The 11,724-nt window shown below is 70.1% G+C and carries 11 protein-coding genes; 9 read left to right on the top strand and 2 right to left on the bottom strand.

What is annotated here, in order from left to right; all coding sequences use genetic code 11:
- From ACYVOO_RS23220 to ACYVOO_RS23195, 6 genes are read left to right on the top strand one after another with little or no spacing between them, the layout of a single operon-like run.
- The gene (locus ACYVOO_RS23220; RefSeq protein ID WP_453347303.1) at positions 1-264 is read left to right on the top strand and encodes an acyl carrier protein; all 264 of its coding nucleotides are present in this window, start codon (positions 1-3) and stop codon (positions 262-264) included.
- A complete protein-coding gene (locus tag ACYVOO_RS23215) occupies positions 261-1,103 on the top strand; it encodes a hypothetical protein (RefSeq protein ID WP_461017612.1) in 843 nt (280 codons plus the stop codon). The genes ACYVOO_RS23220 and ACYVOO_RS23215 overlap by 4 nt, the downstream gene beginning before the upstream one ends.
- A 22-nt stretch (positions 1,104-1,125) precedes the next feature.
- Positions 1,126-1,620, top strand: coding sequence for a MaoC family dehydratase (locus tag ACYVOO_RS23210; RefSeq protein WP_461017611.1), 495 nt, complete (start codon positions 1,126-1,128; stop codon positions 1,618-1,620).
- Complete coding sequence (locus ACYVOO_RS23205; RefSeq protein ID WP_461017610.1) at positions 1,617-2,762, top strand: zinc-binding alcohol dehydrogenase family protein; 1,146 nt, start codon at positions 1,617-1,619, stop codon at positions 2,760-2,762. Before ACYVOO_RS23210 ends, ACYVOO_RS23205 begins: the two co-directional genes overlap by 4 nt.
- A 37-nt stretch (positions 2,763-2,799) precedes the next feature.
- Complete coding sequence (locus ACYVOO_RS23200) at positions 2,800-5,094, top strand: beta-ketoacyl [acyl carrier protein] synthase domain-containing protein (RefSeq protein ID WP_461017609.1); 2,295 nt, start codon at positions 2,800-2,802, stop codon at positions 5,092-5,094.
- Between the two features lie 13 nt (positions 5,095-5,107).
- The gene (locus ACYVOO_RS23195) at positions 5,108-5,857 is read left to right on the top strand and encodes an SDR family oxidoreductase (RefSeq protein WP_461017608.1); all 750 of its coding nucleotides are present in this window, start codon (positions 5,108-5,110) and stop codon (positions 5,855-5,857) included.
- Between the two features lie 64 nt (positions 5,858-5,921).
- On the opposite strand, the gene ACYVOO_RS23190 is transcribed toward ACYVOO_RS23195, so the two are convergent.
- The gene (locus ACYVOO_RS23190; RefSeq protein WP_461017607.1) at positions 5,922-6,626 is read right to left on the bottom strand and encodes an AfsR/SARP family transcriptional regulator; all 705 of its coding nucleotides are present in this window, start codon (positions 6,624-6,626) and stop codon (positions 5,922-5,924) included.
- 497 nt (positions 6,627-7,123) lie between these two features.
- Here ACYVOO_RS23190 and ACYVOO_RS23185 point away from each other — a divergent pair, with 497 nt between their 5' ends.
- The gene (locus tag ACYVOO_RS23185; protein ID WP_461017606.1) at positions 7,124-8,551 is read left to right on the top strand and encodes a hypothetical protein; all 1,428 of its coding nucleotides are present in this window, start codon (positions 7,124-7,126) and stop codon (positions 8,549-8,551) included.
- 5 nt (positions 8,552-8,556) lie between these two features.
- On the opposite strand, the gene ACYVOO_RS23180 is transcribed toward ACYVOO_RS23185, so the two are convergent.
- Positions 8,557-9,456 (bottom strand): LysR family transcriptional regulator, encoded by a 900-nt coding sequence (locus tag ACYVOO_RS23180; RefSeq protein WP_461017605.1) that lies wholly within the window; start codon positions 9,454-9,456, stop codon positions 8,557-8,559.
- Between the two features lie 174 nt (positions 9,457-9,630).
- Here ACYVOO_RS23180 and ACYVOO_RS23175 point away from each other — a divergent pair, with 174 nt between their 5' ends.
- The gene (locus tag ACYVOO_RS23175; RefSeq protein WP_461017604.1) at positions 9,631-10,545 is read left to right on the top strand and encodes an NAD-dependent epimerase/dehydratase family protein; all 915 of its coding nucleotides are present in this window, start codon (positions 9,631-9,633) and stop codon (positions 10,543-10,545) included.
- Between the two features lie 183 nt (positions 10,546-10,728).
- Positions 10,729-11,691 (top strand): DMT family transporter, encoded by a 963-nt coding sequence (locus tag ACYVOO_RS23170; protein WP_461017603.1) that lies wholly within the window; start codon positions 10,729-10,731, stop codon positions 11,689-11,691.
- Positions 11,692-11,724 lie beyond the last annotated feature (33 nt).

Genomic DNA, 11,724 nt, shown 5'->3' with positions numbered 1-11,724 from the left:
ATGCACGTTCCTCCCAAGGAAAAGCTGATCGAAGAACTGCGTGAGTTCTACGCGTCGGAGCTGGAATACCCCGTGGACGTCGTCACCGCCGACAGCGAGTTCGAGGCGGAACTCGGGGTGGACTCGCTCCACCAGATCACGCTCCTGGGCTGGGCCCTGGAGCGCTACGGGTTCAGCGATGTCATCGACGGTCTGCGGGCTCCCGAGTACGCGACGGTGACGGCCGTGGCGGACCTGGTTCTCAGCCTGGCAGAGGACCGGTGAGGAACAAGGAGTCCCCGGTACCGTCCGCCGTCCGGCCGGAGGCGGGAACCGGGGACCCCACCTCAGCCGCCCTGTCAGATGAACGGCGATCGGCGGACCGCGAACGGTTCTCGCGGCAGGACAGGGCGCTGTGCGTCGCCTACGGCGGTGGACGGCGGCCGAGGGTGCCGCCCACCCTGCTCGTGGAGTACGGCGTGGAGGCGGCGCACGCGCTGCTGCCGGGCACCTGGTGGCTCGCTTCGCTGACCGGCGTCGAGGTCGGACCGGCTACCGGTACCTTCACCGGACCGGGCGCCCGAGCGGAGAAGCCGCCCGTGCGCGAGGGCGCTCGCGCGGCCGTCCCCGTGACGGTCGCCCTCTCTCCAGAGGCGACGGGTGAACCGGCCGCCGACCGGTCGCTGCGGCTCAAGGCGACAGTCCACCTCCGCCGGGAGATCCGGGTGGACCGTCCAGATGACGCGGTACGGACGGGCCGCCGTGCCGGGGAGTACGTGGGGCGGTTCCGGCCCCGGACGGCGGGACAGCCACCGGAGGCACCACAGGCTGTCCCGAGCGGGTACCGTACCCCGCTCCTCGCCCTGAACAGCCTGTGGTGCCTCGCGTCCACGACGGAGCGGACGCGCGACAGGGACGGAGTGGAACCGGCCCCCTCCTTCTCCTGCGAGCGCGTCGACTTCTTCACCAGTTGCGACGACAGAGAGCTGATGTGTCTCTTCGGGCAGCTTGCGCTGATGCGCGTACCCGCGGGGTCGCACGGTGGCCCGTTCTGCGCGGCCGTGGCCCCGGACGGACGCACCCTCATCACCTGCACGAACGCCGTGCACATTACGACGGCCTGACCGCCCCGGAGGAGAGAGCGACATGAGGACCGGACTGCGTCCCCGGCAGCGATTCACCGTCCGGCGGACGGTGTCTCCGCACATCATCAGAATGTTCGGGGAGCTGACCGGCGACGTGAACAGCCGGCACATGAGCGGGGAAACCGACCGGCCGCCCCTCGCGCACGGCCTCTATCTGCTGGCCACGCTCATTCCGATGTTCACCGACGGGCTGGACATGGTGGGTCACCGCCTCGACATCGACGTACGGGGTCCGGCATACGCGGGGGACGAGGTGACGGCCACCATCACGGTGCGCTCCGTGCGCCCGGCGGGCGCGTTCGGCGACACGGCCACGCTCACCTTCGACCTGCGGAACCAGCGGGAGAAGGTACTGGCGACAGGGAGCCTGGACATCCTGGCAACCCCTCGCCCGGACATCGCGGGAAGCCGCACGGAGCACCGGCCGCCACGGGCAGCGGCTGCCCGCGGCACGCCTGAGCCGACCCCGTCAGCCGCCCCCGAGGAGGTCCCGTGAACCGCGTCGACGCCTGGGTACTGCGCCCCGGCAAAGCAGGAGCGCCCGCACAGCCGGGGCGACTGGAGCGGACCCGGCTGACACTGCGGGCGGCACAGGACGACGAGGCGCTGGTCGAGCCGCTGCTGGGGTCATGGGAAGCGAACATGACGCACGCGGTGAACCGGTCACCCGTCGACGTGTGCCGCCAGCGCAACGACCCGTACCTCATCCTGGGCAACACCGGTGTGGTGCGGGTGCTGCGGCCTGCCAGGGAAGGACCGACCGCTGCCGAGGGGGACATCTGCCTGGTGCTGCCGTTCGGCAGGCGTGATCCGGACGGCTACGCCGAACTCATCCACGCCTACGACGCACCCGGAACGCACGGTGTGCTCGCGACCCGTACCCTCATGCCCGGCGACGGCCTCCTCCCGGTGGACCCCGACAGCCGATACCCCCTGTCCCGCTGGGTCCACTACAGCCGGTACTTCACCGCCTGGGACAACTGGTCCGTCGCCCACGCATGCTGGCGCAGCCAGATGCCCACGGCCGACCCCTCCTCGCATCTGGTCTTCGCCTGGGGCGGTGGAGTGGCCCTCGCCGAGGTGGACCTGGCCCGGCGGAACGGCTTCCGCACGGCCATGACGGCGAGCAGCGACGAGCGGCTGGCACTCATCGGCGCACTGGGCATCACTCCGGTGGACCGGCGGAACTACCCCGGCCTCGGCAGCGAGGGGGAGAGCAGCGCCGCTATCCGCCGGTCGCGGCTGTCGGAACGAGCACTGCTGCGGCTGCTCCACGAACTGAGCGACGGCCGGGGCTGCTCGGTCATCATCGACAACATCGGTGGCCCGCTGCATCCCACGACACTCCGCGCGCTCGGCAGGCAGGGCGTCGTCTCCACGTGCGGCTGGAAGGCCGGCATGCGACTGTCGGTGGGACGAGCCACCGAGTGCCAACGTCGGCATGTGCACGTACACACGCACAGTTGGCGGTACGAGGACTCGCCCGCCATCCGCTCCTTCTCCGAGGCAACCGGCTGGCTCGCCCCGTCGGAGGCGATCGACACCTACTCCTTCGACGACGTGCCCCGGCTCGCCCAGGAGTACGCCGACGCGAAGGTGCACTCCTACTTCCAGCAGTTTCGGGTCAACGACGTGTGAGCGTGGCCGACGGGATCCGAAGTGGAGGACCTGAAGGATGAAAGAACCGCTGCACCCCACGGAACCACTGGCCGCTGTCGTCGGGATGGGCATCATCGTCCCCGGCGCTTCCTCGCCCGAGGAGTACTGGAATGTGCTGATGGACGGCCACGTCCCCTTCAGCGAACCGAGCGCCTTCGACATCGGCGACTTCTACTCGGAGGACCACCGCGAGGCGGACAAGGTGCGCGGCCGCGTCTCCGCCTATCTGCACTCGGACGCGCCGCGGACGGACACTCCCGGCGGGCCGGCGGACGGAGAGGCCAGCCGGGTGGAGACCTGGCTGCGGCACTGCCTCGCACAAGCGCTCCAGGACGTCCGTGTGCCGTCGGCGGAACCGGTGCTGTGCTCCATGGCCGTCCAGCCCTTCGGCATCCTGGAACTGGAGGAAGCCCTTGCCCGTAAGGGGCTGTTCCGGCTGCTCGTCGAGGTACCGGACGAGCACGGGGCGGGGCCTTCCCCTGAGCCGGGGGAGTCCCCCGTACCCGCACGGTGGCTGCCCCGCGAACTGGTCCGCTGTGCGGCCCGTGGCCTCCTGCCCCGTGACACGGACGTACTCGCTGTCGACTCGGCGTGCTCCTCCGGAATGGCCGCGATCGACGCGGGGCTCAGGGCGGTCTGGTCGAGCACACACGGCATCGCGGTGTGCGGCGGCTCCTTCGCCCTCACCCCCGCGGTACTGATCGGTACGACGCAGACCGACGGCCAGAGTTCCCACGGCGCCCTGGCCCCCTTCGACGAGGAAGCGAACGGGACCCTGTTCGGCGACGGGGCGGCCGTCGTCGTCCTCAAGCGTCTCGACCTGGCCCGCCGGGACAACGACACCGTGCACGCCGTGGTCGTCGGCAGCGGAATGTCCCACGACGGACGCGGCAAGGGAATCAACGCCCCCGACGTCCGAGGACAGAGCATCGCGTTGACCAGGGCCCTGGAATCGTGCGACCTGGATCCGGAAGCCGTGCGCTGGGTGGTGTCCCACGGCACCAGCACACCGCTCGGGGACGCGACGGAGACCATGTCGGTCAACAGGGCCTACCCCCCGACGGGCGACGACGGCCCCCGCTACCTCACCTCCAACAAGAACCTGATCGGGCACGGCTCCGCGGCGGCGGGGCCCGCTTCCCTGATCCACGCGGTGCTCGGGCTCCGGCACCGGACCGTACCCGCCCAGCGCGACCACCGAGCCCCCTCGGCACGTTGCGACCTGGGCGAGGACCTCCAGGTCCCGGTGTCGCACACCCCGCTCGACGGAAACGGCAGTGAGCCCCCCTTCGTGGGCGTGAACGGATTCGGGCTGGGCGGCACGAACATCCACACCCTTGTCGCCCCGGATCCGGAGTCCGCGCGTGAACACACGTCGAGCCCGGCAGCCGAGGACGGAGACACCGGGGCGATCGCTCTCGTCGGATGTGCGGCGGACGTGCCCGGAGGCGCGACGGCCGAGGAGCTGCGCGCCTGGCTGCTCGGCGAGGCGGAGGCATCTCCGCCCGCGAGGTTCGCCGGGGGCTACCCCCAACCGGCGGCCGGGGAGTTCCTGATCCCAGGCCCCCAACTGCACGCGCTCGACGAGAGCCATGTCTCCGCGCTGCGGCTCTTCTCGGAGCTGACCTCGGGGCGGGAGGAGGAACTGTCCGCCCTGCGCCCCACCACGGGTGTGTTCGCGGCGCACTTCGGCCCCACCGAGGCCCATCTGCGACTGGTTCTGCGCTGCCATGCCGATGCTGTCCGCCGCTCCCCGGCGGGCCGCGCGGCCGACCCGAGCGGTGAGCGGTGGGAGAAGGTCCTTTCGGAACTACGGGCGGCGCACGGGATCAGCCGCTACTCCCTCGCCGGATCCCTCATCAACCTGACGGCCGCGCAGGTGTCGAAGCACTACGGACTGATGGGGCCGGCGTTCGCGCTCGAAGGGGAGAACTCGGGGGCCGACGCCCTACGGGTGGCCAGGACCTATCTCATCACCGGCGCCATCGACCTCGCGTACGTGGTCGCCTTCAACGGCATGGGACGCGAACGGGCCCATTTCGTACAGGGCCAGGCCATGTCGTTCTCCGGGGAGCACCACATCGCCGAGGGCGGCTTCGGGGTGCTGCTCGCACGGGCCGGTACCCGGCGCGCTCTGGGGCTCCCGGACCTCGGAGAGCTTTCCCCCGCCCTGGTGGAGCGGTCCGCCGCGCCGGTCCGGACCACCGGCTGTCCGGGGCGTACCTACCTCTGCGCGGACGGTCTGCTCACCTTCCTGGCCGAGCGGTTCCGCACCATTTCCGACGCCGACCACAGGCGATCCGCCGTGTGAACAGGAGCGAAGCATGCGTTCTCCATCCGAGGACAGGGCCGGGGCGAAGCAGCCGGGCCCCCGCCGTTCCGTACTGGTGACGGGCGGGAACCGGGGCATCGGCCTCGCGACAGCACTCCGGCTGAGGGAGAGCGGCCACAAGGTGGCCGTGACCTACCGGCGTGGCGCTCCCCCCGATGGCTTCTTCGCGGTCCGGTGCGACATACGGGACAACGAGGAGCTGACGCACGCGGTGAAGCACGTGAAGGAGTCACAAGGCGCTCCGGAAATCATCGTGGCGAACGCGGGAATGCTGCACGAGAGCGCCATGAACGCCACCTCCGACGCGGATTTCGACGACCTCATCGAGACGAACACCAAATCGGCCCTGCGTCTGGCCCGGCTGGGCATCGGCGGAATGCTGAGGGCACGCTGGGGCCGGTTGATCTACATTTCCTCGATGGCCGCCTTCAGCGGTGCCCCCGGGGTGACCGCATATGCGGCGTCGAAGGCGGCGCTCCTGGGGATGACCCGGACGCTCGCCTGGGAGCTGGGACGTCATGGGATCACGGTCAATGTGGTCGTTCCGGGGCTCATCGACACCGAAATGACGCAGCACCTCAACGAGGATCAGCGGGACTGGTATCTACGGGGGACTCCGCTGGCGCGGACGGGCACCGCTGACGAGGTGGCGGCGGCGGTCGGGTTCCTCGCGGACGAGTCGGCCTCCTTCATCACCGGAGCCACCGTGCCCGTCAGCGGTGGCCTGGGAGTCGGCCTCTGAACGGATGAGGGCATGTGTGTTCCCCGGCACTTAAGCGCCGGGGAACACACATGCCGGGAGGATTTCAGGCGGATTCCCGGAGGAGGTCGGTCAAGGCCGAACGGAACTCATGAGACGGCCGTACGCCGAGTTCGCGCATCAGCCTGGCCCCGAACTCCCGATGCACGTGCAGCCCATGAGCCTGTCGTCCCGAACGGAAGAGCGCGACGGAAAGCTGTCTGTGGAACGTCTCGTTGAGAGGGTTCCGTTCGCACAGCTCCAGCAGTTCCGGCACGGCGAAATCGAAGTCACCGATACTCAGAGCGCATTCGAGGCGTTTCCTCTCCACCGACAGTCTCAGCTCCTCCCACTGACTGCGCAGGATGCGGGTTTCCATGCCGAGTTCCCAGCCCGCCATCGGAGTCCCCCGCCAGAGGGAGAGCGCCCTGGCCGCCCGGCGCATGACGCTACGCTGATCCCCTCCTGCGCCAGCTGACCGGATCACCTCTGTCGCCTGGTGTTCGAACGCCAGGAAATCGACGATTCCCTGGTCGACCGCCAGCACGTATCCGGGGGAACAACTGGCCAGGGACACGTCCTGAGGAAGGAATCCCCAGGACCGGAGGTCCCTGCGCAGCCTGGATATCTGCGCCTGAAGCGCGTTGCGTGAGTCGGCGGGGGGATGCTCCGGCCAAGCCTCGTCGACCAGGCGCTGATACTCGACCCGCTTTCCGTCGGCCGCCAGAAGCGTGACGAGAAGGTTGAAGCGTCGCGCCCGGGGCAGTGCCATGCTCCCGCGTTTCCCATGAACGACCGGGGGGCCAAGGAAGTGCAGGGACTGTCTCGGGTGTGTTACCGAACACGATGAGAATACATCGGCTGAATCTTTTTCCCGCTGGCGCAGTAAATCTGAGCCAGTCACTTTCTCCATGATCACCCTCCAAGGGGCATTGCCGTGTTTCGCCGTTCCGTCGGCATCACCCCTTTTCTTCCGTATGGCCTGCGGCGGGGCCGCAGGCAGCACGTACTTCTCACGGAAACATGAAACATTCCCTTGCGGTAGGGTGATGACACATGAAGGCGTGAACACGTTGAACACCACGGATTCGAGCAGAAACGGCCCCTCTGGAGTGCGCAGATACCCCTTACGGCATCACGCGCCCCTGCGATCCCGCGCGCACATCATTCTGTTTTCTCCTGGTTGCCGTTCCGGTGCCGGACTCTCTAGGCTGACGTGCCGGGTGAAAGTGTTCTCCCAGGAAGAACAATTGCCACCTAGGAGCTTGTATGCCGCGCCGCCGCGTGCCCAACAAGCGTCTGCCCCGTCTGCTCGCCGAGGCGGAATGGTCGGGTCGTTCTCTCGCCCAGGAGGTCAACGCACGGGGGCACGCACAGGGCCTTCCGCTGCGCTACGACAGAACCTCGGTGGCTCACTGGGCGGCGGGCTCCCGGCCCCGGAGCCCTGTGCCCGCCCTCGTCGCGCAGGCGCTGACCGCGCGCACCGGGCGCCTGGTGACCGAGGCGGAGACGGGACTTCTCCCGGCGAAGCGCTCGGCCGAGCAAGCGGTCACCGACCTGGTCTCGGACAGCGACCCGGTCCGGCGGCTGGCGTCCATGAGCCGAGCCGATACCGACCCCCGGCAGCGACAGTCGCTGCGCCGTCTGGTGTACGAACCGTCGCTCACCTGCGTACCGCCCCAGCACGCGCCCGGTGAAGCACCGGCGTCGCGGGACGAGGGCCCGCGGGCCGTCGCGGACGGAGCCCTGGTCGCGGACGGTGCTCTGACGGACATGGTCACGGTCTTCTGGCAGCAGATGGAGTTGTACGGCGGTCTCCATGCCCGCACGGCGCTGGCAACCTACCTGGCGGACGACGGAGTATCAGCGCTGAACGGCGTGCGGGACGAGGCGCGACAGCGGAGGCTGCTGGCCGACGTCGCCCTCGGCGCGCACGTCCTGGGGATGATGAGCGCGGACAGCAACCTGCACGGGCTCGGACAGCGTTACTACCGCACAGCGGCCGAGATCGCGGCGCACGCAGGCGCCGCCACCCTCGAGGCCACCGTGCTGCGGGCGATGAGCACCCAGGCGTCCCGGCTGGGATTCCACGAGCGGGCCCTGGCACTCTCGGTCAGAGCCATGGAGGTGACACGGCGCTGCGACTCTCCCATGGTGCGGGCCTTCGTCCTGGCCCAGCGTGCCGCCGCATACGCCGGGACCATGCAGCGGCGTGCGGCACTGGACGACCTGACCTCGGCGGAGCGTGCTCTGAGCGACTCGTCGCCGGCCTCCGCCCCCCAGCTCGTCTCCTACCCGCTGGCTGCCCTGCGCTTCCAAGAGGGCCAGGCACTGCTGGCCCTCGGCGAGACGAAGGCCGCCATCAGGGCGTTGGAGACATCGCTGGACCACCGCCTTCCCGACCAGCGCCGGGCCCGGGTACTGACGCGGGCCCGGCTGGCACAGGTCCGGCTGGGGGCGGGAAACCTCGACGCGGGCTGCCACGACTGCGCCCTGTTCCTCGACGAGGTCTCGCACCTCTCCTCCCCTCGGGCCATTTCGGCCATCAGCACCTTGCAGTCCGCGCTGCGCCCCTTCCACCGCTACCGGCCGGCTCATGCGCTGCTGAGCCGTTCCCGCCATGTGCAGGCACAGGCCACGCGGGGCACGGCACCACCCAGGAGTGTCTTCGGCGCGGCCCCTTCCAGGGGGCGGTGAGGACCTCAGAACACCCGGTCCCGCCTGATGTGATGGGGGATCAGGTCCAGGAAGGCGTGCAACGTGCGCGTCGGGGGGCGGGTGGCCGACGTCACCACGCTGAGGGTCCAGGAGAGTTGGGCGTCCGCGAGCGGCACGGTTCGTACGGCCGCACCCGCCGACTCCGCGAACTCGGGGGACAGAAAGGCGATGCCGAGTCCGTGGGCCACGTATTGCGGGATCGTGGTGATGTCGGACACCTCGATGAGGACGCGTCTGGCGAGTTCGGCCCGGCTGAAGGCGTGGTCCACCGTCTCCCGTTGACCGAAGCCGATCGGCATGTCGACGAAGGTCTCACCCGCGATGTCGGCCAGCCGGGCGGCCGACCGGCCTGCCAGTGGGTGGTCCGCGGGCACGAGCAGTTGCAGGTCGTACTTCTTGATCGCCTTGGCCACCAGGTGCTTGTCGCGGACCTCGGTGCCGACGAAGGCGGCATCGACATGGCTTTCCCTGATTCTCTCGATCAAGCCGGCGGTGCCTCGCTGTGACGTCTCCATCCGCAGCCGCACGTCCGGATGGCGCCGGTGGAAGTCGCCCGCCAGTGCGGGGACGTCGATGACCGTCAGACCGCTGAGGACGCCCACCGACAGGCTGCCGCGCAGACCGGCCGACCGGGGCTCGACGGCCGCCCGGGCCCGGTCGAGGGCCTCCAGGGCCGCGCGCGCCTCGGGCAGGAAGGCCGCTCCGGCCTCGGTCAGCCGGACGGAGCGCGTCGACCGCAGGACGAGTTCGGCCTTCAGGCCGCTCTCCAGCGCTTTGACGCCCGCGGACAGCGTCGACTGTGTGACGTGGAGGCGCTGAGCCGCCCGCGTGAAGTTCAGCTCTTCCGCGACGGCGACGAAGTACTCCAGTCTCCTCTGATCCACACGCCCTCATTAATCGGTTCTATCGATTACGGCATCGCAATCTTTCGTTGGACACGATATCTGACCGACGTGACCATGGTGTGCGGACCGGCGCCGAGCCCCGAATCGGCTGGCGCTGCGAGGTCCGCTCCTCCCTCCGTTCAGCGGACGAAAGACGAAAGAGGCGGCATCAGCATGCGCGTACTGCTCACCGGGGGCACCGGCTACATCGGCGGCTCCGTACTCGACCGGCTCGTCGCCACGGGGCACCGGGTCACCGCCCTCGTGCGCAACCCCGACAAGGCGGAGGGCGTCCGGGCCAAGGGCGCTGAGGTGGTGATCACCGACCTGGCCGACGCCGACGCCGACGCCGACGCCGACGCCGAGACCGTGCACCGGCTCGTCTCGGACAGCGACGGCGTCGTCCATCTGGCATCGCCCGGCGACGAGACCAGCGCGGCCGTCGAAGAGACCGCGGTCACCACCATGCTGCGAGCACTGGGAAACACCGGCAAGCCGTTCGTGCACACCACGGGTGTCTGGGTGCACGGCAGCGGCAGTGCCATCACCGAGTCGACGCCGATGATCCCCCTGGAACTGGCCGCGTGGCGCGTGCCCATGGCGGGGCGCGTCCGCAACGCGCCCGGCGTCCGTTCCTCCGTCGTGGCCCCGGCCGTGGTCCACGGCCATGGCGGCGGGCTGCTGAACCTGGTAGCCGCCGGTCCCAGGAGCGCCGGGGACGCGGCTGCCCTGACGATGGTCGGTCCCGGTGACCAGCACTGGAGCACCGTTCACGTGGACGACCTCGCCGAGTTGTACGTGCTGGCGCTGGAACAGGCCCCGGCGGGCTCGTACTTCCTCGGCGCGAGCGGCGTGAATCCCACCGTGCGTGAGATCACCGAAGCCGTCTCCCGCTCCCTGGGCCTGTCCGGCCGGGTACAGCCCGAGCCCGTGGTTCAGACGCTGGACCGGCTCGGACCGCTCGGCGCGGCGCTGCTGCTGGACCAGCAGGCGTCGGGCGACACGGCCCGACGTGTCCTGGGCTGGGCGCCGTCACGGCCGACGATTCTGGAGGACATCGCCGCGATGTCCGCCGGGCCGGCTCTCTGACCGCCGTTCGGCATTCGTCGCCCCGACCGCGCCGGGGGTCGCGTATGTACGTACGCGGCCCCCGGGCCCGCCGACGGTACACGGCCCGCTCTCTCACTGAGGAAGACAGGATGACCACACACACCGCAGCACCGGGCTCCGGCCCGTCTCCTGTGGGCACACAGCCGCAGGCGTCCGGCAGCGGTGGCGGCGGCGGCGGCCGCCGCGGCCGGCCTGGTGATCCCGGTGCAGGCACGGCTGAACGGCGAGCTGAGCCACCGTCTCGACGACGGCATCGCGGCTGCCGCGCTCAGCTTCTGCGGCGGGCTGTCCCTCATGACCGTCCTGGCCCTCTTCTCCCCGCGGCTGCGCCGTGCCCTGCGTGCCCTCGGCGCCGCCGCACGGGACGGGCGGCTGCCCCGGCGGTATCTGCTCGCCGGGGTGCTCGGCGGCACCTTCGCGCTGGCTCAGTCCACGACCGTGCTGGTGACGGGCGTCGCCGTGTTCACCGTGTCGGCGATCGCGGGCCAGACGCTGGGAGGACTGATCGTCGACGCCAAGGGCATCGGCGGCGGCACCAGGCAACGGCCTGGAGCGCGTCGGCCGGCCGGTGCCGCCGTCATCCTCGTCGCCGCCCTCCTCTCGGCTCTGCCGAGGTTCGCCGATACGCCGGCTCCCGCGGCTGTCCTCCTGCCCGCGCTGGGCGCCCTGGCCGCCGGATTCGCGCTCGGACTGCAACAGGCCATGAACGGTGCGGCCGGTGCGGCCTCGGGCTCCCCGCTCGCCGCCACGTGGCTCAACTTCTGCGTCGGAGCGGTCTTCCTCGGTCTCGTCTGGGCTGTGAGGGCGCTTGTCCGCGGAACGTCCGGCCACCCGCTTCCCACCGACTGGTGGATGTATCTCGGCGGACTGTGCGGTGTGGTCTTCATCGGGGCGTCCGCCTTTCTCGTCCACCGCATCGGGGTGCTGCTGCTCGGCATGGCCTCGATCGCCGGCCAGTTGACCGGCTCCATCGCGCTGGATCTCTTCGTTCCGTCGGGCAGTGGCTCCCCCTCGGCCCTCACCGTCCTCGGAGCCGTCCTCACGTTCGCAGCCGTCCGGATCGCTTCTCCGCGCCTGCGCGGCGCACCGGCCGACGGCCCCGCTCACGGACCACGGTCCGCCTGAGCCCTCCCCCCCAAGACAAGGCTCCCCGCCATG

The organism is Streptomyces daliensis (genome assembly GCF_054782395.1).
This window is presented reverse-complemented; position numbering and strand designations above follow the sequence as displayed.

Bases quoted from the DNA above. Each gene is read 5' to 3' on its own strand.
- ACYVOO_RS23220 (WP_453347303.1), top strand. From the start codon at position 1: ATGCACGTTCCTCCCAAGGAAAAGCTGATCGAAGAACTGCGTGAGTTC.
- ACYVOO_RS23210 (WP_461017611.1), top strand. From the start codon at position 1,126: ATGAGGACCGGACTGCGTCCCCGGCAGCGATTCACCGTCCGGCGGACG.
- ACYVOO_RS23200 (WP_461017609.1), top strand. From the start codon at position 2,800: ATGAAAGAACCGCTGCACCCCACGGAACCACTGGCCGCTGTCGTCGGG.
- ACYVOO_RS23195 (WP_461017608.1), top strand. From the start codon at position 5,108: ATGCGTTCTCCATCCGAGGACAGGGCCGGGGCGAAGCAGCCGGGCCCC.
- ACYVOO_RS23190 (WP_461017607.1), bottom strand. From the start codon at position 6,626: ATGGCACTGCCCCGGGCGCGACGCTTCAACCTTCTCGTCACGCTTCTG.
- ACYVOO_RS23185 (WP_461017606.1), top strand. From the start codon at position 7,124: ATGCCGCGCCGCCGCGTGCCCAACAAGCGTCTGCCCCGTCTGCTCGCC.
- ACYVOO_RS23175 (WP_461017604.1), top strand. From the start codon at position 9,631: ATGCGCGTACTGCTCACCGGGGGCACCGGCTACATCGGCGGCTCCGTA.